This window comes from Streptomyces sp. Isolate_45 (assembly GCF_024721315.2).
Classification (GTDB): Bacteria; Actinomycetota; Actinomycetes; order Streptomycetales; family Streptomycetaceae; genus Streptomyces.
On sequence record NZ_JANFAK020000061.1, the window covers coordinates 1 to 23,292 of the forward strand.

Sequence of the window (23,292 nt, forward strand, 5' to 3'; positions counted from 1 at the left end):
CTGGCGCGCCCGTGCCGCCGCCACCGCGCCCGGCGGGATGCCGGCGTCGTTCCCGCGGGCGGCGGCCGTGCCTCCCCGTCGGGCTCCGCTCAGGCGTACGCCCCCGCCCGGGCCGCCGCCAGGGCGGCGTGGGCGGCGCGGGTGGCCGTGCGTTCGTCCAAGGGGGCGTCGGTGGTCAGGAACCGGTAGTACAGGGGGGCGGAGACGGCCCGGATCACCTCGGCGGGATCGGTGCCCGCCGGGAGTTCCCCCCGCTCGACGGCCTCCCGCACGCACGGTGCCCACTCCGCGACGCGGACCTCGTAGAAGCGGTGCAGGGCCTCGGCCGTCCTCGGATCGCTCGTGGCCGCCGCGATGACGGCCTTGAACAGGGCCCCTTGGCGCGGGTCGGTCAGCGTGCGCCGGACGAGGTCCGCGTTGGCCGTGAGGTCGTCGAGCAGGGAGCCCGTCTCGGTGCGCGGCAGCGACTGTTCGGCCATGTCCGTCAGCAGGTCGGCGACCAGCGCGGCGACGCTTCCCCAGCGGCGGTAGACGGTGGTCTTCCCGACGTCCGCGCGACGGGCGACCTCGGCCAGGTCCAGTGCGTGGAAGCCCTGCTCGGCCAGGGTGTCCCCGGCTGCCCGCAGGACGGCCGTGCGGACGCGGGCCGTCCTGCCTCCGGGGCGGACGGTTCCCGGTTCAGCGGCATCGCTCGAAGCCATAACGGGTCTCCGGTTCCATTAGTGGCGGTGTGGTGTTACGTTGGGATCACCTTAAAGGGTCTGCGGTCCCGTTACTGTTTTCTGGAGGGAAGCGTCATGGAATACAGGCAGCTCGGCACGTCCGGCCTCAAGGTCCCCGCCCTCAGCTTCGGAGCCGGCACCTTCGGCGGTCGGGGGCCGCTCTTCGGGGCCTGGGGCACCACCGACGCCCAGGAGGCGCGCCGGCTCGTGGACATCTGCCTGGAGGCGGGCATCAACCTGTTCGACACCGCCGACGTGTACTCCGAGGGCGCCTCCGAGGAGGTCCTGGGACGGGCGGTCAGGGGCCGCCGCGACCAGGTGCTCCTTTCGACCAAGGCGGGCCTGCCGACGGGCGACGGCCCCCTGGACGCCGGCACCTCCCGCTCCCGGCTGATCAAGACGACCGAGGACGCCCTGCGCCGCCTCGGCACCGACCACCTCGACCTCTTCCAGCTGCACGCCTTCGACGCCGCCACCCCCGTCGAGGAGGTTCTCTCCGCCCTCGACCAGCTCGTCCGCTCCGGCAAGATCCGGTACGTGGGCGTGTCCAACTTCGCGGGCTGGCAGCTGATGAAGTCCCTGTCCGCCTCGGAACGGAACGGCTTCCCCCGCTACGTGGCGCACCAGGTCTACTACTCCCTCGTCGGCCGCGACTACGAGTGGGAACTCATGCCGCTGGGCCGGGACCAGGGCGTGGGCGCCCTCGTGTGGAGCCCGCTGGGCTGGGGCCGGCTGACCGGCAAGCTGCGCCGGGGTCGCCCGCTGCCGCCCGGCAGCCGGCTGCACGACACCGCCGACTACGGCCCGCCGGTCGACGACGAACACCTCTATGACGTGGTCGACGCCCTCGACGAGGTGGCAGGGGAGACGGGCCGGACCGTCCCGCAGGTGGCCATCAACTGGCTGCTGCAGCGCCCCACCGTCTCGTCCGTCATCATCGGCGCGCGCAACGAGGAGCAGCTCCGGCAGAACATCGGCGCGGTCGGCTGGTCCCTGTCGCCCGAGCAGACGGCCCGCCTCGACGCCGCGAGCCACCGCCCGGCGCCGTACCCGTACTTCCCGTACGAGCGCCAGGAGGGCTTCGCCCGGCTCAACCCCCCGCTGCTCAAGCCCCCGCCGGCTCCCGCCCCGGCCGGTGCCTCCCCGCTCGCCGACACCACACCCGTCGCCTCCCCGGCGGTGTGACCCGGATCACGGGAATGTTCGGCCGCTCCGCCCGCTCTTCCTCCCGAGACCAAGTCAAGGAGGAAGCGGCCATGAGGATCCCGCGGACCGGCCCCGCCGGGCCACCGTCCGGCGCACCGACCGCCGTGGCCCCCGGCGACGCGACCCGGCCCGATACGGCGGCGCTCGTGCGCGCCGCCCGGCGCGGGGACCGGATGGCCGTCCACGAACTGCTGGACCTGCTCACCCCCTACGTCGGCCGGCTGTGCGGCCCGATCGCCCTCCAGGACGGGGCGGACGCCACGCAGGAGGCGCTGATCGTGATCTTCCGGAACATCGGCGGGCTGCGCGACCCGGCCGCCCTGTTCGGCTGGGTCCGGGTGATCGCCGTACGGGAGGCCGTGCGCATCGCCCGCGCGGCCGCCCGCACCGTCCCCGATCCGCTCGACGAGGTACCCGCGCGGGGCGACCCGGAGCTCGCCGCCGACGTCCGCGACGTCCTGGAGCGGCTCTCCCCGGACCACCGGGCCGTGCTGGTCCTGCGCGACCTCGAAGGGCTGGACGAGCATTCCGTCAGCGCGCTCCTCGGAGTACCCGAACCCACCGTACGGACCCGCCTGTTCCGGGCCCGGCGCAACTTCCGGAAGGCGTGGGAACGTTGAAGGACACCTGGCCCGTCGCCGAACTCGACGCCGTCGGCAGGCTCCGGGTGATCGCCCGGAGCGCCCCCGGAGCCGGGTACGCGGAGGAACACCTCCGAGCCCCCTTCGACCGGGTCTGGGCGCTCGCCCGCGACCTGGAGAGGCAACTGCCCCGGATGATCACCGACATCGGCGACTTCACCGTGACGGCCGCCGCCGGCGAGCGCCTCGAAGCGCGCGCCCGCAGCCCCCTCGGCCTGCGGACGCGGTTCGAGGTCGTGCTGCGCCCGGGCTGGTGCCTCATGCAGAGCCGCTTCGTACTGGGCGGCATGGCCGCCGTCCCGGAGGGCGACGGGACCCGCTTCGCCTTCTTCGGCGCCCTGCGCCTGCCGGGCGCCGGCCCGGTGGGCCGCGCCCTGGAACCCTTGGTGGCACCCCTCCTGGCACCCCTCACGGCCCCCATGGGCGCCAGGGCGCTCAGGCGGTTCGCCGACCAGCTCGACGACTGACCCCGAGTCCGGCGCCCGCCCCCGCCGACCCGGTCAGCCGGCGAGGACCGCGCGCAGGTCGATCAGCGCGAGCCGCTCGGGGTCGGTGAGGATGTCCAGCGCGGTGATCCGGCCGTCCCGAACGGTGAACGCCATGACCGACAGCGGTTTGCCGTCCGCCATCGACACCACCCCGGGCGTGCCGTTGACCAGCGCCGGGTAGGCGGATTCGGCGAACCGGGCGAAGGCGATCGCCTGCGACGCCACGTCGGCCGCGCCGCGCCGCAGCACGCCGGGCAGCAGGGAGCCGCCGTCGGAGCGGGCCACGATCTCCGGGTCGAGGAGGGAGACCAGGGCCTCGAAGTCCCCGCCGCGCGAGGCGGCCAGGAAGGCGTCCACGACCTGCCGGCGCCGGGTCGGGTCGCCGTCGGCGGCGGGAGCCGCGCCCTGGACGCGGCGCCGGGCGCGGCCGGCGAGTTGGCGGGTCGCCGCGGGGGTCCGGCCGAGGACCGGCGCGATCTCCTCGAAGGTCACCGCGAACATGTCGTGCAGGACGAACGCGAGCCGCTCGGCCGGGGACAGGGTCTCCAGGACGATCATCAGCGCGATGCCGACCGAATCGGCGAGGAGCACCTCCTGCTCGGGGTCGAGCCGGTGGGGGCCGCTGACGACCGGGTCGGGCAGCCGCACCGGCGCGTCCCCCACCTCCAGCGGCTCCTCGCGCCGGGTGGTGCGGGAGCGCAGCATGTCCAGGCAGATCCGCCCGGTCACCGTGGTCAGCCAGCCGCCGAGGTTGTCCACGGCGCCGGCGTCGGACCGGCTCAGTCGCAGCCACGTCTCCTGTACGGCGTCCTCGGCGTCGCCGAGCGATCCCAGCATGCGGTAGCCCACCGCCCGCAGGTGCGCGCGGTGTTCCTCGAAACGCCGCGCCAACAGATCGTTCCGCTCGGCCCGCTCGGCCCGCTCGGCCCGCTCGGCCCGCTCGCCCCGGTCGTCCTGGTCCATCGGTCACATCCCCGTCGTGATCCGTCGCTCGGTCGGCCCGTCGCCCCGGACGGTCCGTTCGGGGCGTCCGGGCGACGGTATCCGGCAGTCCGCGCGACACGTGGCGCGAATGCGCCGAACGACCGCCCGGGGCCGGGCGGTCGCGCGATGTCGGGGATCTCGCGGAAGGCCCCGCGGGAGGTCAGCCGGTGTCGTCGTCCGGTCGTCCCGCCGCCCGCCGGTACTCGGCGTTGATGCGCTGGGCCTCTTCCAGCTGGTCCTCCAGGATGACGATGCGGCAGGCCGCTTCGACCGGAGTGCCCTGGTCGACGAGTTCCCGGGCCCGGGCGGCGATCCGCAGCTGGTAGCGCGAGTAGCGGCGGTGGCCGCCCTCGGAGCGCAGCGGGGTGATCAGCCGCGCCTCACCGATGGCACGGAGGAACCCGGGCGTGGTGCCGAGCATCTCGGCCGCCCTCCCCATCGTGTAGGCGGGGTAGTCGTCGTCTTCCAGTCGGTCGCCGAGCGGGTTGTCCGCCGTCATCCGCACCTCCTCGGGGAACGTGTCGGGGCCCCGGCGCCGTACGGCACCGGGGCCCCGAAGGAAATTCAACACCATCCGCAGGTTCCGTCGTCGCCCCACCCTCGGGGCAACGCCGGCGTCCCCACCTGCGGGCGGGTTCGGTGGGTCAGGCGGACACCGGCGTTCCGAGTGCCGCCGAGGCCCGCTGGAGGGGGGTGAGGGCGGGTGCGGGCGCGGGTACGGGCTCGACGGGGAGGGTGCGGCAGGTGAAGCCGAGCTGGGTCATGGCCCGGATGACCTCCGCGGCGCTGAAGTCGCGGCGGTCCTGCCGGGTGACGACCTCGCCCACCTGCTTCACCGGGTAGGTGCGGCGCCCGATGATCACGGAGTCACCGGTGACCGGCTCGGGCTTGACGCCCTTCATCTTTTCCAGCACGCCGCTCTTGGTCAGGTCGAAGGGGAAGCGGGCGATGACGCAGCGCATGGGACCTCACAGGGAATAGCAGGGGAGGAAGGGGGACGGCCCGGTGGTCGGGCCCCGGCCGGTGCCGGGCCCCGGACCGGGAGCCTCGGGGCCGTGGGCCCCGGCCCCCACCGTAGGGCCCGGAGCCCGTGGCCTCACACCGCGGGCCGCACGGCCCGGACCTCACGACCAGGGCCTTCAGGGCTCGGGCCGTGTGCCACGGGCCGGGTCGCGGACCTTACGCGGCGGCGTCGAGCGCGGACTGCGCGCGGGCCGGCCGACGCCGGGCCTGCGAGGGGCGGCCGCGTCCGCCGCGGGAGGTGGCGCTGCGCGACGAGCGCTCGGCCGGGGGCGCGGTGATGACGACCGGCACGCCCGAGGGGGTGCGGGCGCCCGTGATGCGCTGCAGTTCGGCCTCGCCGGAGCGGACCTGGGTGACCGTGGGGCTGATCCCGGCGTCCGACATGAGGCGGGTCATGGCGCGCCGCTGCTGCGGGGTGACCAGGGTGACGACGCTGCCGGACTCACCGGCGCGGGCGGTGCGGCCGCCGCGGTGCAGGTAGTCCTTGTGGTCGGTCGGCGGATCCACGTTGACGACCAGGTCGAGGTTGTCGACGTGGATGCCGCGCGCGGCGACGTTCGTGGCGACCAGCACGGTGACGTGCCCGGTCTTGAACTGGGCGAGGGTGCGGGTGCGCTGCGGCTGGGACTTACCGCCGTGCAGCGCGGCGGCCCGCACGCCGCTGTTCAGCAGGTCCTGGGTCAGCCGGTCCACCGCGTGCTTGGTGTCCAGGAACATGATCACGCGGCCCTCGCGGGCGGCGATCTCGGTGGTCGTGGCCTGCTTGTCGGTGCCGTGGACGTGCAGCACGTGGTGCTCCATCGTGGTGACGGCGCCGGCCGACGGGTCGACGGAGTGCACGACCGGGTCGTGCAGGTAGCGGCGCACGAGCAGGTCGACGTTGCGGTCGAGGGTCGCGGAGAACAGCATCCGCTGGCCGCCCGGGCGGACCTGGTCGAGCAGGGCGGTGACCTGCGGCATGAAGCCCATGTCGGCCATCTGGTCGGCCTCGTCCAGGACGGTGATGTCCACCTGGTCGAGCCGGCAGTCACCGCGGTCGATGAGGTCCTTGAGGCGTCCCGGCGTCGCCACGACGACCTCGGCGCCGCCGCGCAGCGCGGAGGCCTGCCGGCCGATGGACATGCCGCCCACGACGGTGGCCAGCCGCAGCCGGACGGCGCGGGCGTACGGGGTGAGCGCGTCGGTGACCTGCTGCGCGAGCTCGCGGGTCGGTACGAGGACCAGCGCGAGCGGCTGTCGGGGCTCGGCGCGCCGGCCGGCGGTGCGGGAGAGCAGCGCGAGGCCGAAGGCGAGGGTCTTGCCGGAGCCGGTACGTCCGCGGCCGAGGGCGTCACGGCCCGCGAGCGTGTTCGGCAGGGTCGCGGCCTGGATCGGGAACGGAACGGTCACGCCCCCGGCCACGAGGGCCGCGAGGATCGGCTGCGGCATGCCGAGGTCGGCGAACGCCTCGACGGCGGGCAGTGCCGGGGTGATCGTCTCGGGCAGCGCGAACTCCCCCTGCTGGGCGGCGGGCCGACGGCCGTAACCGCCGCTCGGACGGCCGTAGCCGCCCGACCGTCCCTGGCCACCGCCACCGCCGGAGCGGGAGGGAGCGGCCGAACGGGTGGAGGAGGACCAGGAGCCGCCGCCGGAGCGGCCGCGGGAGGATCGTTCATTCGTACGTGTGCGGTTCATGGGGAACCTTCCTTGATGCGGCGCGTATCAAGGAATTCCCGCAGCGAAACGCACCGCGCGGAGAATAGCGAGAACGGGCCGGATGAAAAACTATGGAACGGGGTGGGCCGAACGATGCGGCCGGGCGGGCCGCGGAGGCTCTTACGGAATTCCATTCCGGAGCCGTGGGCCCTGCCCCCGTGTGGAAAAAAGGACGAGCCGGGGCCCGCACCCCAAGGTGCGGGACCCGGCTCGTCCTGCGCTTGCGTCAGGCGGAGACGATGTTCTCGGCCGTCGGGCCCTTCTGGCCCTGCGCGATGTCGAAGTTCACCTTCTGGCCTTCCTGGAGCTCGCGGAAGCCCTGGGAAGCAATGTTCGAGTAGTGGGCGAACACGTCGGGGCCGCCACCGTCCTGCTCGATGAAGCCGAAGCCCTTTTCAGCGTTGAACCACTTCACGGTGCCAGATGCCATTTTAAATCTCCTTCGGGGGCAAAGCCCGGAGTCCGCACTGTGCCGACTCCGTGTCGCCGCGATGATCGCCCCGTCCGGAAAATGCACCGGAAATACAGAAGTGCTTCCACCCGAAAGAATCCGGTGGAGGCACTTGGAGTTTTGGGAACCACAACTGCAACTGGTATCGACAGTAGCACGGTGAGGGCGGTTCCGTGGGATGAATAATTCGGGCCCACCGTATGTGTGAGAAATGTTTACCGGGCGTTGTGGCTAATTCTCACCTCGCGGTGACAGATATCGGAGCGCCCCCGAAGGAGGGTTCGGGCGGCATGCCGCGCGTTCCCGGCGCGGGTGGGCGTCCGGGCGGGAGCGCGGGCGGGAGCGCGGGCGGGAGCGCGGGGCGCGCCACGGTCCGCGGCGGGGCGACTCCGAACGGAGGGTGTCCGGGTGCGTCACGTGTCGATCGATGCGGATGTAGGCATATGTGCTGATAAGTCTCGTGCGTCCGCCCTGTCTGTCCCTGTCTGGTTGTCTGGTCGAGGAAGGTCCCCTCCATGAAGCGTTTCCCGGTGATCGCCACGCTGTGCGTCAGTGTGGTGTTCGGTCTGAGCGCGTGCTCGGACGACAGCGACAATTCGCCCTCCGACGAGGCGAGCAAGGCCACCCAGGCCGCGGCCGACCTCTGCACCGACCTGAACGCGCTGAGGGCCGACAACGCCAAGCTGAAGGCCCTGAACCCCGCGAACGCCACCAAGGACCAGATCAAGGAGGCCGTCGACGCCGTCCAGAGCGACTGGGAGGGCGTGAAGGAGAACACCTCCGCCCTCAAGGAGGCGGAGCGGAACGCGGTGAAGGCCGCCGCCGAGGACCTCAAGAAGTCCTATGAGGACCTGCCGGGCGACACCACCGGCAAGGACGCCCTGACCCAGCTCCAGCCGAAGATCCAGACCCTCGACGTGGCCACGGCGGCCGCCTCGTCCGGCCTCAAGTGCTGACGAGGCCGTCCTCCCGCCACGCGTGAAGGCCCCGCCCGGGGAACCGGGCGGGGCCTTCACGCGAAGCACCCGCGGCCCTCACGTCCCGCCGGCCGGCGCCGGTGTCTCCAGCCCCGCGGGCTCCCGTCCCGCGGGCAGCAGCTCCGTGACGACGAAGGCGACCACGGCCGCCAGGATCACGACGGGCATCATCGCGGTGCTGCCGAGCAGCAGGACGACGAGGAGCACGCTGCTCACCGGCAGGCGCAGCATGGTGGCCGTGGCGGCCGCCATCCCGGCCGCCATCGCGGGGGCGATGCCCAGGCCCGGCAGGGGCGCGAGGAGCACGCCCGCCGCGGCGCCGAGGAACAGGCCGGGGAAGACGGGGCCGCCGCGCAGGCTGCCGAGGCACAGCGCGTAGGCGATGCCCTTGAACAGCAGGAGGGCGAGCAGCGCGCCGACCCCCCAGGCGTACGGATCCGCGGCCAGCGAGGCGAGGGCCGCCTGCCCGGACAACGCGGCCTCGGCGGGCGAACGGCCGGTGACCAGGGCGTACAGGGCGGCGCAGGCCGCGGCGCCGAGGGCGCACAGCACGGTCCGTACGAAGGGCCGCCGCGTGACGTAGCCGGCGATCGCCCAAGCCCCGACCGACACGGGGCGCAGGGCGACGGCCAAGGCCGCTCCGATGGCCACCGCCCAGAACACGTCCGGCACGTCCAGCCGGGGGAGCGGCACGAACAGCTTCAGGGACAGGTCACCGGTGCCCAGCCCCGTCCAGCGCCCGAGCCCCGTGAACACCACGGATCCGATGCCGCTGGACAGCAGGGCGGGCAGCATCACGGCGAACAGCTGGGGCCCGCCCACGCCCGCCACCTCGATCAGCAGGACCGCGGCGACGATCGGGTTGCCGAAGATCGCCGCGATGGCCGCGGCGGAGCCGGCCGCGCCCAGCAGCGCCAGCCCGCGCGGTGTCGCCGGCGCCCTCGACAGGTCCCGGAACAGCAGGGCCAGGCCACCGCCCAGGGCGATCAGCGGTGCCTCCGGGCCCAGGACCGCCCCGAACGGCAGGCAGGCCGCGGCTGCGAGCAGGATCCCGGGCAGCGCGGCCGACGAGGCGACCCCCGTGTGCAGCCCGGCCCCCGGGACGTCACCGCCCGCGCCGGGCAGGTGCTTGGCGATCAGGCCGACGACGGTTCCGGCGAAGAGCAGCAGCGGGAACGGCCACCACCAGGGCGGATCCGTCAGGCCCAGGGCCGAGGGGAGGTCGGCCCACAGGACGTGCTCCAGCTCGTGCAGGGCCACCAGGAACCAGAACGCGGCCAGGGAGACCGGGATGCCGATGAGGGCGCACAGGACGAGTGTCTTCAGGTAGCCGGGAGTGCGGAGGATCCGCCGCAGGACGTCGGCCTCCTGCGGTTGTCCGCCGGCCGGCGCGGACTCGGAAGGGGTTCGCGGCTCCGCCATGGATCACTTCCTTTCCCGCTTCCTCGATGGTCCACCCGGGTGGCGCCCCGCGCCGCCGGAACCGTCGTCCGGGCCCGTCGCCCCGCCCGCCGCGCGGCGGCGCATCCCGATCCTGACCGCGCCGAAGAGCACCTTGGCGATCACTCCGACCACGATCAGGTCGGAGATCATCTGCACCGTGGTCAGGACGCGGGCGGTCTGGGTGGTGGGTGTGATGTCCCCGAAGCCGACCGTCGCGAACACCGTGACCGTGAAGTACAAGGCGTCGGTCCGGTTCAGCGTCTCCGAGAACGACAGGGGGTCGTTCTCGGAGACCACGAAGTACGTCACGGAGAACAGCAGCAGGAACAGCGGGACGGCGCTTGCGAGCGCCTCCACGGCCCGCAGTCGCGGGTGCGTCGCGTGGGTGATGGCGAAGACCTGCCAGACGACGAGCGCCCCGAACAGGCCGAGGCCCAGGACCAGCAGCAGCACGGTCGTGATCCCGGCCTCGTGGTCCAGCGGTGCCAGGTAGAACAGCCAGGTGAGCAGGCCCGCCGAGGCCGCCGACCGGCCCAGGGGCGCCACGAGCATGCGGCGCAGCTGCCGGGGGGTGACGCCCTTCGGGTCCGGTGGCGCGGATGCCTCGGGTTCCATGGCTTCAGGAGAAGGCGCCGTCGCGCTCCGCGCGACCCGGAGGACCGCTACGGGGCCGTGGGGGCGGCCCACACCAGCGGATGGGCCCCGGCACCCGTACGGTCGACCCGGCGCAGGCGCTCCCGTACGACCGCGCGCCGCTCGGCGGGGCAGCGCTGCTCCAGCCGGGCCAGCAGGTCGCGGAGCCTGCGCAGGGCCATCGGCGAGCCCGCGGCGGCGAAGGCGAGCTCGTCGATCGCGGTGGCGACGTACTGCTCCCAGTCGGGGACCGGGATCGTCACCCGTGTCCGGCCCGCGCCGTCGGGGAACCGCCCGATGTCGAGCTCGCGGTCGACCAGGCGGGTCAGCAGGTCCTCCGTGCGGTCCATGCTCTCGGCCGCCGTCCCCGGGTCGTTGACGGCCGGGGAGAGCGCCCGCAGCGCGATGTCGGCGAGGAGCCGGAACGGCAGGTCGGGGTCCTGGTCGAAGGTGCGCTCGGGCCCGGTGGCCACGGCGCCGAGCAGCGTCGACGCGCGCAGCCCGCCGCCGCCCGACACCTCGGCGAGCACCGTGCCCCGCCACACGGGCATGCCGGGGGTGACGCGGAAGGCGATCGTGCAGTCGTGTTCCTCCGCGAGGGCGACCAGCGCGCGCACGTTGATCCGCAGGACGACGGCCGCCGGCCCCGACCAGGTGACCGGGGTGCCCCCGGGGCGGTCCTCCGGCGGGGGGCGCGCCGACCGACCGGGTGCGTACGGCTGGTCGTACAGGTCGTCGAACAGGCGGTGGGCGCGGGCGCAGATGGAGGTCAGCGCGTGGCCGAGCTGGATCGAGCCGAACGCCTTCATCTGCAGCGCCCGCATGAGACCGATCGCGATCAGCGAGGCCAGCATGGCGAGGCAGGGGACGAGGGCCGAGACGCTGCGGCCGACGCCGATGGACAGTCCCGAGGTGACGCAGAAGACGAACACGCCGACGGTGAAGGCGAAGGCGCGCCAGACGATCGGCTCGTCCCGGAACAGCGAGAGGCGCGGGGTGAAGGCGCCCGCCGAGAACTGCACGACCAGGAACAGCATCGAGTAGATGATGCTGACCAGGCTGATCACGCCGAACCCGATGGTGAACAGCAGGTTCGCGGCGCGTCCGGCGTCGACCCGGGGTCCCGCCGACATCATCGGCGTCACCAAGCCCAGCAGCAGTCCGAGGACCGCGCAGATCAGCTGCGACAGGTCCCGGCGGACCGCCCGCGTGGGCCGTCCGAACAGCGACCCCCGTCGTCGCCGGTCAGGGGCCCGCACGGGCCGCGCCCCCGTCCCCGGGTCGCCGCGGGTTCCCGCCACCGACCCGGCCGGCGGCGGCCAGCAGGGCGAGCACGGCGAGGACCGCGAGCAGGACCAGTACCAGCAGCAGCACCGTGAGCACCGTCGGGTGGTTCCACAGCGCGAACACGATCGCGAGGACGGCCACCACCACCGCGGTCACCCACCGCCGGTTCGCCTCGACCCAGGTGCCGGCGCGCCCGCCGCGCACCCCGTGGGCGGCGCCCCACCGGGCGGTGGAGTCGGCGGTGCGTTCCGCCCGGCCGCGCACGCCGCGCGGCAGCCGGCCGGGCCCGGTCAGGTACGCGCCGAGCGCGACGACGACCCCGAGCACGGCGGCGGTCCGCAGGGCGACCCGCAGGAACCGGACGAGCGTGTCGAAGACCGCCGCCGCGGCCGCCGGGGACTGCACCTCGGCGGGCAGGCGGTCGAGGTAGATGTGGCGTACGACGACCAGCGCGATGCCGACCAGGACGCTGGCGGCGGCCGCGCAGAGGGCGGTGGTCACCAGGGCCCGGCGGCGGCGCCGGGCGAGCAGCACGCCGGCCGCCGCGAGGGCGACGGTCAGGACGGGCAGCCAGTTGCCGACGACGTCCAGCAGGCGGACCGCGCCCCTGATCTTCTTCAGCTCGTCGGACTGGAACAGGACCATCTGCTTGTCGACGTCCGGGATCTTCGCGGCCGGGGAGAGACCGGCGTCGACGAGTTCCTTCTTGACGGTCTCCACGGCGGTGCCCAGGTTGAGGGTGACGGTCCCGCCGTCGACCTCGACCGCGCCGCGGCCGTGGCCGGTGAGCGCGCGCACGACGGCCTCGTGGGCGAGGCGGTTGGCGCCGGTCCAGACGGCCTCGAAGCGGTCGCTCTCGACGAAGCGGGTCGCGACCTTCGAGACGGCCTCGTCGGCGGCGGAGTCGAGGGAGGGCCCGAGCGCCTTGACGGCCGTACCGACCCTCGGGGGCAGCCCCTGTTCCTCCAGCCACTTGGCGAGGTCCGCGGTGATGCGGGCCCCGTCGATCCGTACGTCCGCCGCCTCGCCGATCCGGTGCACGGCGGCCGCCTCGATCGCCGGGTTCGAGGCGAGGGGGGCGACGGTGGACACGTAGCGGCCGGTGTCCAGCACGATGTCGTGCACCCAGACGGTGATCAGGGACAGCGGGACGAACAGGCAGGCGAGGGTGATCAGGACCGCGGAGAAGGCGCTCCGCGCGATCCGTCCCGCACCCGAGGGCTCGCGTGCCGCGGGCGGGTCCGGCGGTGCGGGCGGGTTCGGGGGCGCGGGCGGGTTCGGCGGTGCGGGCGGGTTCGGGGGATCCGGCTGCGCGGGCGGGTCGGACGGCAGGGTCATGGCACTCCCGGGAATGGCTGGGGCGGAATGCCGCCTCTGCCATTGGGCACGTGCCGCACCGCCCCGCGCACGTCCGGTTGGGCCCATCGGGTGCATGCGCGCCCGGGGCGTCGGGGGCCGGCCGGGCCGTCTAGTCGGTGACGGTGGGGAGCGAGAGGCCGTAGACCTGGTTGAGGACGGTGGGCAGCATGGCGTTGGTGGTCGTCCTGCCGTCGGGCGACAGGGTCAGGTTCGTCCACATGACGAGCGTGACGTCGTTGTCCGGGTCGTGGCCGATGAAGGAGTTGAAGCCGGGCAGTTCGCCGCCGTGGTAGTACATCGCGGCCTTCGGGGCGAAGCGCTGGTAGGAGATGCCGTACCCGTACTTCTGCCCGTCGGGCGCGGCCGGGTTCTCGGCCCGCGGGCCGGCGAGCCACTGCTTCTGGGTGGCGGGGTCGAGGACCTTGCCCGTGACCAGGGACCGGATCCAGGTGCTCATGTCGTCGGCGGTGGAGACGGCGCCGCCGGCCGCGAAGGCGTAGGAGGAGTTCTGGTGGGTGTAGTCCACCGGCCTCAGCTTCCCGGAGCGCGCCGCCGCCTCCAGTTCGGCGGGGTAGGGCTTGTCGACCATCGCGTACGTCGATCCGCCGTACATGTAGCCGTGCGCGTACGGGCTCGGCAGGGTGGTGTCGCCGGGGGCGGGCAGCGAGGTCCCCGACAGCCCGAGCGGCGCGTACAGCCGGTCGTGGAGCTGCCGGGCCAACGGTCGGCCGCCCGCCTTCTCGGCGACCAGGCCCAGCAGGACGTAGTTGGTGTTGCTGTACTCGAACGACGCGTCGGGGGCGAAGTTCGGGGCGTGCCGGAACGCGATGTCGAGCATCTCGCGCGGTGTCACGGCCTTGCCGGGCTCGGAGTCCATCCGCGCCGACAGCTCGGGCGCGTCGGTGTGGTTGTAGAGCCCGCTGCGCATCCTCAGCAGGTCGGCGAGGGTGATGTGCTCGCCGTTCGGTACGCCGGGGACGTAGGCGGACACCGGATCGTCCAGCTTCAGTTTCCCGTCCTGCGCCAGCAGCATGATCAGGGCGGCGGTCATGGTCTTGGTGTTGGAGGCGATCCGGAAGTGGTCCGCCGTCGTGGGGCGGTCGGAGGTGCCCAGCTCGGTCGTGCCGACGGCCGTCCGGAAGGTGCCCTGCGGGGTACGGAGCAGCACGACCGTGCCCGGGACCAGCAACTTCTTCGCCGCCGCCTCCACGGCGGACCGCAGCGCGGCCGGATCGATGGGCTTCAGCGCCGCCGGGAGCGCGGTGCCCGTCTCCGTCGCGCTCGCCGTCGCCGCGGGTCCGGCCGCCGAGCCGTCCGCCGACGCGGCGCTCGCGCCGGCCGGGAGGGCGCAGCCGACGATCAGCAGGACCGTGCAGGGGGCGACCACGGCCGTTCGGCGGAGTCGGTGGTGCGGGGCGTCGTAGGACGGGGGGTTCCTCATGCCGGCATCACAGCCCTCGTGCGCGGCGGTCCGGCGCCCGACCGGGGGGCCCGAGGGGCCCGAATCGCTCAAATGCGGATAATCAACTATTCCACAACCGGTTGCGCCCGGTCAGCCGGCTTCGGTGGCGTCGGTATCGCCGCCGGCACCGGCACCGGCGGCGAGCTCGGTCCGCAGGCGCTCCAGCAGTGCTCCGGCGGCCGGCCCCGTCGGTCCGTCGCTCCGCCAGGCGAGGGCGACCCGGGCGCGCGGCCGCGGCTCGCCGAAGGCCAGGATCCGCAGGCCGAGGGCCGAGGCGAGGTCCTCCGGAAGCCTCGGTACGGCGGCCACCCCGAGCCCCCGGGCGGCCAGCTGCCCCAGGAACCGCGGATCGGCCGCCTCGAACACCACGCGCGGCCGGAACCCCGCCCGCGCGCAGGCCCGCTCCAGGACGCCGCGGCTGCCGGTGCCGCGCGGCAGGCTGATCACCGGCCGGTCGCGCAGCGCCTCCAGCGGCACGTCCCCGTCATCGGTGTCGGCGGCGAGGGCGACCAGGGGGTCGCCCGGCGCGACGGCGGCGACGAGCGGCTCGTCGATCAGGACCTGGAGGGAGACCCCCGCCGGTGGTTCCTCGTCCGCGAGCCCGATCAGCGCGAGGTCGAGCCCGCCTTCCCGCAGCGCGTCGAGCATCCGCTCCGACGAGTCCTCCGTCACGGCGACCTCGATGCGCGGGTGCCGTTCGTGGAACGCGGCGAGGACTGCGGCCAGGTCGAACTCGTGGACGGCGGCCCCGGAGAGCACGCCGATGGTGACCCGGCCGCGGAGCAGCCCCCCGAACTCGTCCGCCACCTGCCGGGCGCCCTCGACGGCGGCGAGCGCGGCCCGCGCGTACGGCAGCAGGGCGCGGCCCACCTCCGTCGGCGTCACCGAGCGGCCCGAGCGGTCCAACAGCGGCTGCCCGAGCTCCCGTTCCAGTTGCCGGATCTGCGCGCTGATCCCCGGCTGGGCCAGGTGCAGTCGGGCGGCGGCCCGCGTGAACCCGGCCTCCTCCACCACCGCGACGAAGTACTGCAACTGCCGGAGCTCCATAACCGGCGATTCTAGGTGCGAGCACAAAAGGCTCTTGGACTTCTGGGGCCCTCGCGATCACCCTGGACGCATGGCGGACACCACGGAACTCGCAGCGGCCATCGCAGCCGAACGTCGGGAGCTGGCAGACCTGTTGGACGGTCTCCCGGCCGAGAGTTGGGACGCCCCCAGCCTGTGCGCGGGCTGGCGGGTGCGTGAGGTCGCGGCCCACATGACGACGGGCTTCCGGTACTCCCTCGCGAAGACGGCGCGGGAACTCGTCAGGGCGGGCGGACGCCTCCACCGGATGACCGACGGGTGCGCACGCCGGGACGCGGCCGCGTACCCGCCCCGACAACTCGCCGCGTTCCTGCGGGACAACGCGGGACACCCGTGGACCCCGCCGGTCGGCGGCCTGCCGATGGCGCTGGCCCACGACGTCGTGCACGGCCTGGACGTCACGGTCGCGCTCGGCCTCGACCGGCGGGTGCCCGAGGACCGCCTGCGCGTCCTGCTCGCCGGCGTCGACGCCCGGACGCTCAGGTTCTTCCGCACCGACCTCGACGGGATCGAACTGCGCGCCACCGACCTCGACTGGTCCTTCGGCGCCGGCACCCCCCTCCACGGCACGGCCCAGGACCTCCTCCTCGTCGCCCACGGCCGCGAACTCCCCCCGGGCCACCTCACGGGGTCCCCCCTGGCCGCCCGCTTCACCGGCCCCCGAACCGGGCTGGTGTGAGTTCGGTCGAACCTGTTCGGACGCGACGAAGGCCCGGGTCGCCGGCCCGGGCCTTCGTCACGAGCGGGTCAATGCAGGATCTTCGCGAGGAAGCCCTCCAGGTTCATCCTGATCCGCGCGATGCGGTCGTCGCGGTCGAGCGTCTCGTGCATCTGCCCCATCGGGGCCTGGATCTTCTCCCTCGCGTACAGGGAGCAGGCCAGTGACCGGCACATGTAGATTCCCACGGTGTTGCCCAGCCGCCCTTCTTTGCCGCTCTTGAGTGAGGAGAACAGGGCCGTGCCGCCGACCGGATGGACGGTGGCGCAGAACCCGCAGATCGACTTCCGGCGGAAGTCCGCGCTGCGGATGGTGGCCCGCAGCTCGACGCCCATGAGCCGGTCCTCCGCCGCCCGGGCCACGAGGTAGGCGCGGTTGAGGTCCCGCCCGTCCACCCAGGCGTAGAAGTCGAGGCCGTCCCATTCGACGTCGTCGAGGGCCGGGATGGTGAGCGCCTTGGCGCGGCTCTTCGACATGTTGACGAGCGAGCGGCGTATGTCGTCCCGCGTCAGGGGCTTCACCGGGCACTCCCCACGGACCGCCGGGACCGGGCCGTGCGTTCGCGGCGGACCACGCGGGGGCCGTCGTCGACGGGGCCGGTCGCGGGTCGGTCGCCGCTCGCGTCGACCAGTCGTGCCAGTGCGGCGACCGTTGGCTCCTGGAAGAACCGCTGGACGGGAAGCGCCACCCCGAAGTGCGCGCGGATCCGGTTCACGGCCTGGATCACCAGCAGCGAGTGGCCGCCCAGCGCGAAGAAGCTCTCCTGCGTGCCGACCCGTTCGCATCCGAGGAGCGAGGCCCAGATGCCGGCCACCGCCCGCTCGGTCTCCGTCGCCGGAGCCGTGTACGGGCGCCCCTCGGTGAGGACCGGGAGGCGCAGCAGCGCCTTCTGGTCGACCTTCCCGTTCGGCGTCATCGGCAGCGCGTCGAGGACGCGGTACCCGGACGGCACCATGTACTCGGGCAGCGACGCGGCTTGCTCCCGCAGGAGTTCCGCGGTGGGCGGCCGCGCTCCGGGCGCCGGGACCACGTACGCGACGAGCTGCCGACCGGCGGACGGTACGTCGATGGGCAGGACCCTGGCCTGCTCCACCGACGGATGGGCGGCGAGCACCGCCTCGATCTCGCCGGGCTCGATGCGGAAGCCCCGGATCTTCACCTGGTCGTCGCCGCGGCCGAGGAATTCGAGCACTCCGTCGCGCCGCAGGCGGGCCAGGTCGCCGGTGCGGTACATCCGGGACCCAGGGGCGCCGCCGAACGGGCAGGCCACGAAGCGCCCCGCGGTCAGCGCGGGCTGCCCCAGGTAGCCGCGGGCCAGGCCGTCGCCGGCGAGGTACAGCTCGCCGGCGACCCCCTCGGGGGCCGGGTTCAGGTCCGCGTCGAGGACGTACACCCGGATGTTGTCCATGGGGCGGCCGATCGGCGGGTTCCGGTCGTAGCTGCCGACGCAGTCCATGAGGGTGACGGCGATGGTGCTCTCGGTGGGCCCGTAGCTGTTGATGAACCGGCGTCCGCCGCCGGTCCAGGTGGCGACCAGGCTGCCGGGGAACGCCTCGCCGCCGACCGAGACGATCCGCAGGCCGGGCAGGGCCTCCGGGTCCAGCAGGGGGAGCAGCGCGGGCGGCAGGTCGGCGACCGTGACGCCCGTTTCCCGCATGAACTCCGTGAGCAGCGCGGGGTCGCGGCGTCGGCCGGCGTCGGCGATCGCCAGGGTGGCGCCCGCCAGGAGGGAGCAGAACATCTCCAGCACCGACACGTCGAACGTGGGCGCCGCGAAGTGCAGCAGGGTGTCGGCCGCGGTGATCGCGTAGTGGGCGTTGGTGGCCCGGACGAAGTTGACCGTGGAGCGGTGCTCGATCACCACGCCCTTGGGGCGGCCGGTGGAACCGGAGGTGTAGATGACGTACGCCGGGTGGGACGGGGACAGGGGCCGTACCCGGTCAGCGTCGGTCGGGTTCGCGAGCCGGTTCGACGGCCGGTCCGCAGGTCGGTGCGTGGTTCCGTCGAGCAGGGCAGCGGCCTTTTCGGCGGTGAGGACCGCAACGGGCGCCGCGTCCTCCAGCAGGGCGGCGATCCGTGGTGCCGGGTGGGACGGATCCACCGGAAGGTAGGCCGCGCCCGCCTTGAGCACGCCGAGGACCGCGGCAACCAGTTCCGCCGACCTCGGCAGGACGAGTGCCACGAGGTCCTCCGGACCGGCGCCCGCGTCGATCAGGTGGTGTGCCAACCGGTTGGCCCGGGCGTTGAGTTCCGCGTAGCTCAGCTCGCGGCCGTCGCTCCCGCGGATCGCGGTGGCGTCGGGCGTGCGTGCCGCGCGTTCCTCGAACAGTTCGGTCAGCGTCGCCGCCGAACCGGGGCGGGCGGTGTCGTTCCACCGCAGCAGGAGGCGGTCGCGTTCGGCGGGTTCCAGCAGGTCGACGGTGGCGGCCCGCCGTCCGAGGTCGTCGGCGAAGGCTTCCAGGACCCGGACCAGGCGTGCGCCGAAGGCGTCGGCGGACTCGCGGTCGAAGAGGTCCCGGCTGTACTCGACGTAGCAGTCCATGCCGTCGGGCGCACCGTCCTCGGCGCGGCCCTCCGTCAGGTCGAAGTGCAGGTCGAACAGGGCCGCGTCGAGGTCGACCGGCATGGCCGCGGCGGTCACGGAGGGCAGGTGCGGCAGGTCCTCGGTGTTGTTGTGGAGGGCCAGCATCACCTGGAACAGCGGGTGGCGGGCCATCGCGCGGGCCGGGTTGAGGACCTCGACCAGCCGCTCGAAGGGGACGTCCTGGTTCTCGTACGCGGCGAGGTCGGTGTCGCGGACCCGCCGCAGCAACTCGCGGAGCGTCGGGTCGCCCGACGTGTCGGTGCGCAGCGCCAGCGTGTTGACGAAGAACCCGACGAGATCGTCGAGGGCCTCGTCGGTACGACCCGCGATCGGCGTGCCGATCACGATGTCGGTGCCGCCGCCGAGCCGGGAGAGGAGGGCGGCCAAGGCGGCCTGCACCACCATGAACAGGCTGCTGTCGCTCTGTTCGGCGACCTCCAGAAGTCGCCGGTGCAGCGCAGCCGGGACGTGGAAGGGCGCCGTGCCGCCCCGGTGGGACGGGAGGGCCGGGCGGGGCCGGTCGGTGGGCAGCCCCAGTTCCTCGGGTATCCCGTCCAGGGAGTCGCGCCAGTGGGCGAGTTGGCGGGAGACGGCGCTGCGCGGATCGTCCTCGCCGCCGAGGACGTCGCGCTGCCAGATGGCGTAGTCGGCGTACTGCACCGGGAGGTTCTGGCCGGCGGGGGCGGTGCCGGCCAGCCGTGCCGTGTAGGCGGCCGACAGGTCGCGCCAGACAGGGCCCATGGACCAGCCGTCGCCCGCGATGTGGTGGAGGACCAGGACGAAGACGTACCGGCCCGGTCCCGTCACGAGCAGGTGCGCGCGCAGGGGCAGGTCGACGGTGACGTCGAAGCCCTCGGCGGCGGCCCCGGCCACCGCCGAGGCGACGTCCTCCTCGTCGGCCCCGGTCACCCGCAGTACGGGTCGTGCCGCTTCGGGGGCCAGCACCACCTGGTGGGGGCCGTGTTCGGCGTCGGGGTAGACCGTGCGCAGGCTCTCGTGGCGGGCGACGAGGTCGCCGAGGGCGGCTTCGAGGGCCGGGACGTCCAGGTCGCCCGTCAGCCGGATCGCCGTCGGCATGTTGTACGCGGCGCGCTGGGCCTCGAACCGGTTCAGGAACCACAGCCGCCGCTGGGCGAACGACAGCGGTACGGCGGCGGGCCGCTCGGCGGGAAGCAGCGGCTGCCGGGCCGGCCCGGTCCCGGTCGCGGTGATCGCCGTGGCGAGCGCCGCGACGGTGGGGGTCTCGAAGACGGTACGGATGGGGAGTTCCGCGCCCAGCTCCGAGCGGATGCGGCTGATCAGCCGGGTCGCGAGCAGGGAGTGGCCGCCGAACGCGAAGAAGTTGTCGTCGACGCTGTCCCACGGCCGGCCGAGGACCTCGGCGAACAGGGCGCACAGCTCCCGTTCCAGTGCCGTGCGCGGTGCCCGGCCGTTCAGTTCGGCGTCGAGCGGCGGGGCGGGAAGGGCGCGGCGGTCCAGCTTGCCGTTCGGCGACAGGGGGAAGGCGTCGACGGCCACGAAGGCCGTCGGCACCATCGAGCTGAGCAGGAACGCCTCGGCGTGGCGCCGCAGCGCGTCCGCGTCCCAGCCGTGTTCGGGATCGGGTACGACGTAGGCGGCGAGGTACTTGCCGCCGGGACGGTCGTCCCGCGCCACCACGGCGACCTGGGCGACCGACGGGTGCTTGGCCAGCACCGCCTCGACCTCCCCGGGCTCGATCCGGATGCCCCGGATCTTGACCTGGTGGTCGGCCCGGCCCAGGAACTCCAGTTCGCCGTCGGGCCGTCTGCGGGCGAGGTCGCCGGAGCGGTAGACGCGGCTGCCGGGCGGGCCGTAGGGGTCGGCGACGAACCGTTCGGCCGTGAGGCCCGGCCGGTCGGCGTACCCGCGGGCGACGCCCTCGCCGCCGATGTACAGCTCGCCGGCGACGCCCGGCGGGACCGGGCGCAGCCGCTCGTCCAGGACGTAGACGCGGGTGTTGGCGATCGGCCCGCCGATGGGAGCCGCGGCGGGCCAGGCGGAGCTGTCGCCCGGCAGCGAGTGGACGGTCGCCCCGTGGGCCTCGGCGGGTCCGTACAGGTTGTGCAGGCGGCGGGCGGGGTCCGCGTGGCGGCTGCGCGTCCGGTCGCCGAGGGTCAGGGCCTCGCCCGCCTGCTGGACGTCGGTGAGGCTGGGCAGGGCGAGCCCGAGTTCCTCGGCGGCCTCGTACACGGCGTCGATGACGGGGGCGGGGGCATAGAGCTCGTTGACGTCGTGGCGGTCGAGCCAGCGGGCGAGCTGCTCGGCGCTGCGCCGGGTGTCCTCGGTGGGGACGACCAGGGTCTTGCCGGAGACGAGGCTGGCCAGGATCTCCTGGACGGACACGTCGAAGCCGACGGCGGTGAACTGCGCGGTGCGGGTGCCGGTCATCCCGCGCATGGTGTCGCGCTGCCAAAGGATCAGGTTGCGCGGTCCGGCGGCGGGCATCAGCACGCCCTTGGGGCGGCCGGTCGATCCCGAGGTGTAGATGACGTAGGCCGTGTTGAGGCCGGTGAGGGGTGCGGTGCGGTCGGCGTCGGTGGGGTCGGTGTCGGGGCGCGCCGCGGTCTCGGCGACGAGGGAGGCGTCGTCCAGGAGGAGGGTGTCGATGCCGTCCGGGACGAGGCCGGCCGTGCGGGAGTGCGCGATGACCAGGGTGGGGGTGGAGTCCTCCAGGACGTACGTGATGCGCTCGCGCGGGTAGTCCGGGTCGACCGGGAGGTAGGCCGCGCCGCTCTTGAACACGGCGAGCAGCGCGGTGATCATGTCGAGCGAGCGGGGCACCAGCAGGGCGACGGCCCGCTCCGGTCCCGCTCCGCGGGCGATCAGCAGGTGGGCGAGCCGGTTCGCGCGGGCGTTGAGCTCGGCGTAGGTGAGCGTCTGCCCCTCGAAGATCACGGCGGTCCCGCCGGGCGTCCGGGCGACCTGGGCCTCGACCAGCTCGGGCAGGGAGAGGCGGGAGAGGGGCGCGTCGGTGGCGTTCCACACGTCGAGCTCCTGCCGCCGCTCGGCGGCGGAGAGTAGTTCGACCTCGTCGACACGGGTGCCGGGCTCCGTCAGGACGGCGCGGAGCACGGCCAGGTAGTGGGCGGCCGTGTGCTCGACGCGCTCGGCGTCGTACAGGTCCTTGCTGTAGACGAAGCGGCAGACCGTGCCCTCCTCCTTGGCCTCGAAGTGCAGTTCGAGGTCGAAGCGGGTGACGAGTTCCTCGACCTCCAGGACGCTGGTGACGAGGCCGGGGGCGGCAGGCTCCTCGCGGAGGTCGAGGAAGTTGCAGAGCACCTGGAAGAGGGGGTTCAGCCCGAGGTCGCGGTCGGGTGCGACCTCCTCCACGACACGGGCGAAGGGGGCTTCCTGGTGGGCCTGCGCGTCGAGCAGCGTCTCCCGCGTGGCGCGCAGGACGTCGGCGAGGGTGGCGTCGCCGGGGACGCCGCAGCGCAGCGCGACGGTGTTCACGAAGAATCCGACGACGCCCTCGAACTCCGGACGGGTCCGGTTGGCGACCGGCGCGCCGACGATGACGTCCTCCTCCCGCGTGTAGCGGTGCAGCAGGACGTTGAACGCGGTGAGCAGGACGGTGAAGGGCGAGAGGCCGTCGCGGCGGCACAGTTCCCGCAGCCGCGTTTCGAGGTCGTCCGGCAGGGCCGCCAGGACGGTGCCGCCCTCGAAGGTGGGCCGGGCCGGGCGGGGGCGGTCCGCGGGCAGTCGGAGGGTGGGCAGCTCTCCGGCCAGGGTCGCGGTCCAGTGGTCCACCTGCCGGCGGAGCTCTCCGCCGGCCAGCGAGTCGCGCTCCCAGAGGGCGTAGTCCGCGTACTGGAGGGGCAGTTCGGGCAGTACGGCCGGGGTGCCGGACACGTGGCCCTCGTAGAGCTGCCACAGTTCGCGCGAGAACACGCCTTCGGACCATCCGTCGGTGACGGTGTGGTGGAAGTTGATGAAGAGGTGGTGCCGGACGGGGGAGGTGCGGTAGACGGCGGCCCGCACCAGGGGCCCCTCGGTGAGCGAGAACGGGACCTGTGCCTCGGCGGAGATCCGGCGCAGGACCTCCTGTTCGGCCTCCTCGGCCGTCGGCGCGGGGACGTCGACGCACGGGACGTCGAGCGGCAGCCGGCCGGCGACGGTCAGGGAGAGGCCGTCGTCCGTGCCGGAGAGGGTGGAGCGCAGGATCTCGTGCCGGTCGACGAGGTCCTGGAGGGCGGCGCGCAGCGCCGGGACCTGGAGGCCGCCGTCGATCCGCAGGGCGAACGGCACGCTGTACGAGGCGTTGCTGCCGTGCAGTTGGTCGAGGAACCAGAGCCGTTCCTGGGCGCTGGAGGCGGGGAGCCGGCCGTCGCGGGGCGCGCGGCGGATGGAGGAGGGCGCGAAGACGTCCTTCTTGTTGTCCAGCAGCAGGCCGAGCAGTTCGGCCCGCAGGTCCCGGGCGTCGGCGGCGGCGTCCGGGTCCGCGGCGGTGACCGGGGCGGTGACCGGGGCGGTGATCGGGGCGGTGACCGGGATGAGGTCGTGGGTGGTCAT

19 protein-coding genes are annotated in these 23,292 nt (G+C 73.7%); 5 read left to right on the forward strand and 14 right to left on the reverse strand.

The features are described 5' to 3' along the window. Positions 1–89: 89 nt before the first annotated feature. Positions 90–701 (reverse strand): TetR/AcrR family transcriptional regulator, encoded by a 612-nt coding sequence (locus NOD94_RS20500; RefSeq protein ID WP_281207457.1) that lies wholly within the window; start codon positions 699–701, stop codon positions 90–92. A 96-nt stretch (positions 702–797) separates the two neighbouring features. Here NOD94_RS20500 and NOD94_RS20505 point away from each other — a divergent pair, with 96 nt between their 5' ends. The 3 genes from NOD94_RS20505 to NOD94_RS20515 all read left to right on the forward strand — a co-directional run bounded on the left by NOD94_RS20505 (position 798) and on the right by NOD94_RS20515 (position 3,036). Next, on the forward strand, positions 798–1,907 hold the full coding sequence (locus NOD94_RS20505) for an aldo/keto reductase (protein WP_281207458.1): 1,110 nt from the start codon (positions 798–800) through the stop codon (positions 1,905–1,907). Positions 1,908–1,978: 71 nt separating this feature from the next. Then, positions 1,979–2,548: an RNA polymerase sigma factor gene (locus tag NOD94_RS20510; protein WP_281207459.1), complete on the forward strand. Its 570-nt coding sequence runs from the start codon at positions 1,979–1,981 to the stop codon at positions 2,546–2,548. After that, positions 2,536–3,036: a hypothetical protein gene (locus NOD94_RS20515; RefSeq protein WP_281207460.1), complete on the forward strand. Its 501-nt coding sequence runs from the start codon at positions 2,536–2,538 to the stop codon at positions 3,034–3,036. The genes NOD94_RS20510 and NOD94_RS20515 overlap by 13 nt, the downstream gene beginning before the upstream one ends. 33 nt (positions 3,037–3,069) lie before the next feature. On the opposite strand, the gene NOD94_RS20520 is transcribed toward NOD94_RS20515, so the two are convergent. The 5 genes from NOD94_RS20520 to NOD94_RS20540 form a co-directional block, all read right to left on the reverse strand. Next, complete coding sequence (locus NOD94_RS20520) at positions 3,070–4,020, reverse strand: sigma-70 family RNA polymerase sigma factor (RefSeq protein ID WP_281207461.1); 951 nt, start codon at positions 4,018–4,020, stop codon at positions 3,070–3,072. A 181-nt stretch (positions 4,021–4,201) separates the two neighbouring features. Next, positions 4,202–4,540 carry a MerR family transcriptional regulator gene (locus NOD94_RS20525; RefSeq protein ID WP_281207462.1) on the reverse strand — a complete coding sequence of 113 codons (339 nt, stop codon included), beginning with the start codon at positions 4,538–4,540 and terminating at the stop codon, positions 4,202–4,204. 145 nt (positions 4,541–4,685) lie between these two features. Continuing rightward, complete coding sequence (locus tag NOD94_RS20530; RefSeq protein WP_281207463.1) at positions 4,686–5,003, reverse strand: SCO5918 family protein; 318 nt, start codon at positions 5,001–5,003, stop codon at positions 4,686–4,688. Positions 5,004–5,220: 217 nt separating this feature from the next. Continuing rightward, positions 5,221–6,738: a DEAD/DEAH box helicase gene (locus NOD94_RS20535; RefSeq protein ID WP_281207464.1), complete on the reverse strand. Its 1,518-nt coding sequence runs from the start codon at positions 6,736–6,738 to the stop codon at positions 5,221–5,223. A 247-nt stretch (positions 6,739–6,985) separates the two neighbouring features. Further along, positions 6,986–7,189 carry a cold-shock protein gene (locus NOD94_RS20540; protein WP_030206327.1) on the reverse strand — a complete coding sequence of 68 codons (204 nt, stop codon included), beginning with the start codon at positions 7,187–7,189 and terminating at the stop codon, positions 6,986–6,988. Between the two features lie 536 nt (positions 7,190–7,725). On the opposite strand from NOD94_RS20540, the gene NOD94_RS20545 reads away from it, so the two are divergent. Next, positions 7,726–8,166, forward strand: coding sequence for a hypothetical protein (locus tag NOD94_RS20545; protein WP_281207465.1), 441 nt, complete (start codon positions 7,726–7,728; stop codon positions 8,164–8,166). Positions 8,167–8,244: 78 nt separating this feature from the next. Here the strand turns inward: NOD94_RS20545 and NOD94_RS20550 are convergent, their stop codons facing one another. The 6 genes from NOD94_RS20550 to NOD94_RS20575 all read right to left on the reverse strand — a co-directional run bounded on the left by NOD94_RS20550 (position 8,245) and on the right by NOD94_RS20575 (position 15,418). After that, on the reverse strand, positions 8,245–9,609 hold the full coding sequence (locus NOD94_RS20550) for a chloride channel protein (protein WP_281207466.1): 1,365 nt from the start codon (positions 9,607–9,609) through the stop codon (positions 8,245–8,247). Between the two features lie 3 nt (positions 9,610–9,612). Next, positions 9,613–10,245 (reverse strand): potassium channel family protein, encoded by a 633-nt coding sequence (locus NOD94_RS20555; protein WP_281207467.1) that lies wholly within the window; start codon positions 10,243–10,245, stop codon positions 9,613–9,615. A gap of 47 nt (positions 10,246–10,292) precedes the next feature. After that, positions 10,293–11,522, reverse strand: a complete 1,230-nt coding sequence (locus NOD94_RS20560; RefSeq protein ID WP_281207468.1) for a DUF2254 family protein — start codon at positions 11,520–11,522, stop codon at positions 10,293–10,295. Beyond that, positions 11,509–12,888 (reverse strand): hypothetical protein, encoded by a 1,380-nt coding sequence (locus NOD94_RS20565; protein WP_281207469.1) that lies wholly within the window; start codon positions 12,886–12,888, stop codon positions 11,509–11,511. Before NOD94_RS20565 ends, NOD94_RS20560 begins: the two co-directional genes overlap by 14 nt. A 130-nt stretch (positions 12,889–13,018) precedes the next feature. Then, positions 13,019–14,350 carry a serine hydrolase domain-containing protein gene (locus NOD94_RS20570; RefSeq protein WP_281207470.1) on the reverse strand — a complete coding sequence of 444 codons (1,332 nt, stop codon included), beginning with the start codon at positions 14,348–14,350 and terminating at the stop codon, positions 13,019–13,021. 111 nt (positions 14,351–14,461) lie between these two features. After that, positions 14,462–15,418, reverse strand: a complete 957-nt coding sequence (locus tag NOD94_RS20575) for a LysR family transcriptional regulator (protein WP_281207471.1) — start codon at positions 15,416–15,418, stop codon at positions 14,462–14,464. A gap of 70 nt (positions 15,419–15,488) precedes the next feature. Between NOD94_RS20575 and NOD94_RS20580 the strand changes: the two genes are divergently transcribed. Next, positions 15,489–16,136 (forward strand): maleylpyruvate isomerase family mycothiol-dependent enzyme, encoded by a 648-nt coding sequence (locus NOD94_RS20580; protein ID WP_281207472.1) that lies wholly within the window; start codon positions 15,489–15,491, stop codon positions 16,134–16,136. A 68-nt stretch (positions 16,137–16,204) separates the two neighbouring features. On the opposite strand, the gene NOD94_RS20585 is transcribed toward NOD94_RS20580, so the two are convergent. Together NOD94_RS20585 and NOD94_RS20590 are read right to left on the reverse strand one after the other, a co-directional pair. Then, complete coding sequence (locus NOD94_RS20585) at positions 16,205–16,696, reverse strand: FBP domain-containing protein (RefSeq protein WP_281207473.1); 492 nt, start codon at positions 16,694–16,696, stop codon at positions 16,205–16,207. Then, positions 16,693–23,292, reverse strand: a complete 6,600-nt coding sequence (locus tag NOD94_RS20590; RefSeq protein WP_281207474.1) for a non-ribosomal peptide synthetase — start codon at positions 23,290–23,292, stop codon at positions 16,693–16,695. Before NOD94_RS20590 ends, NOD94_RS20585 begins: the two co-directional genes overlap by 4 nt.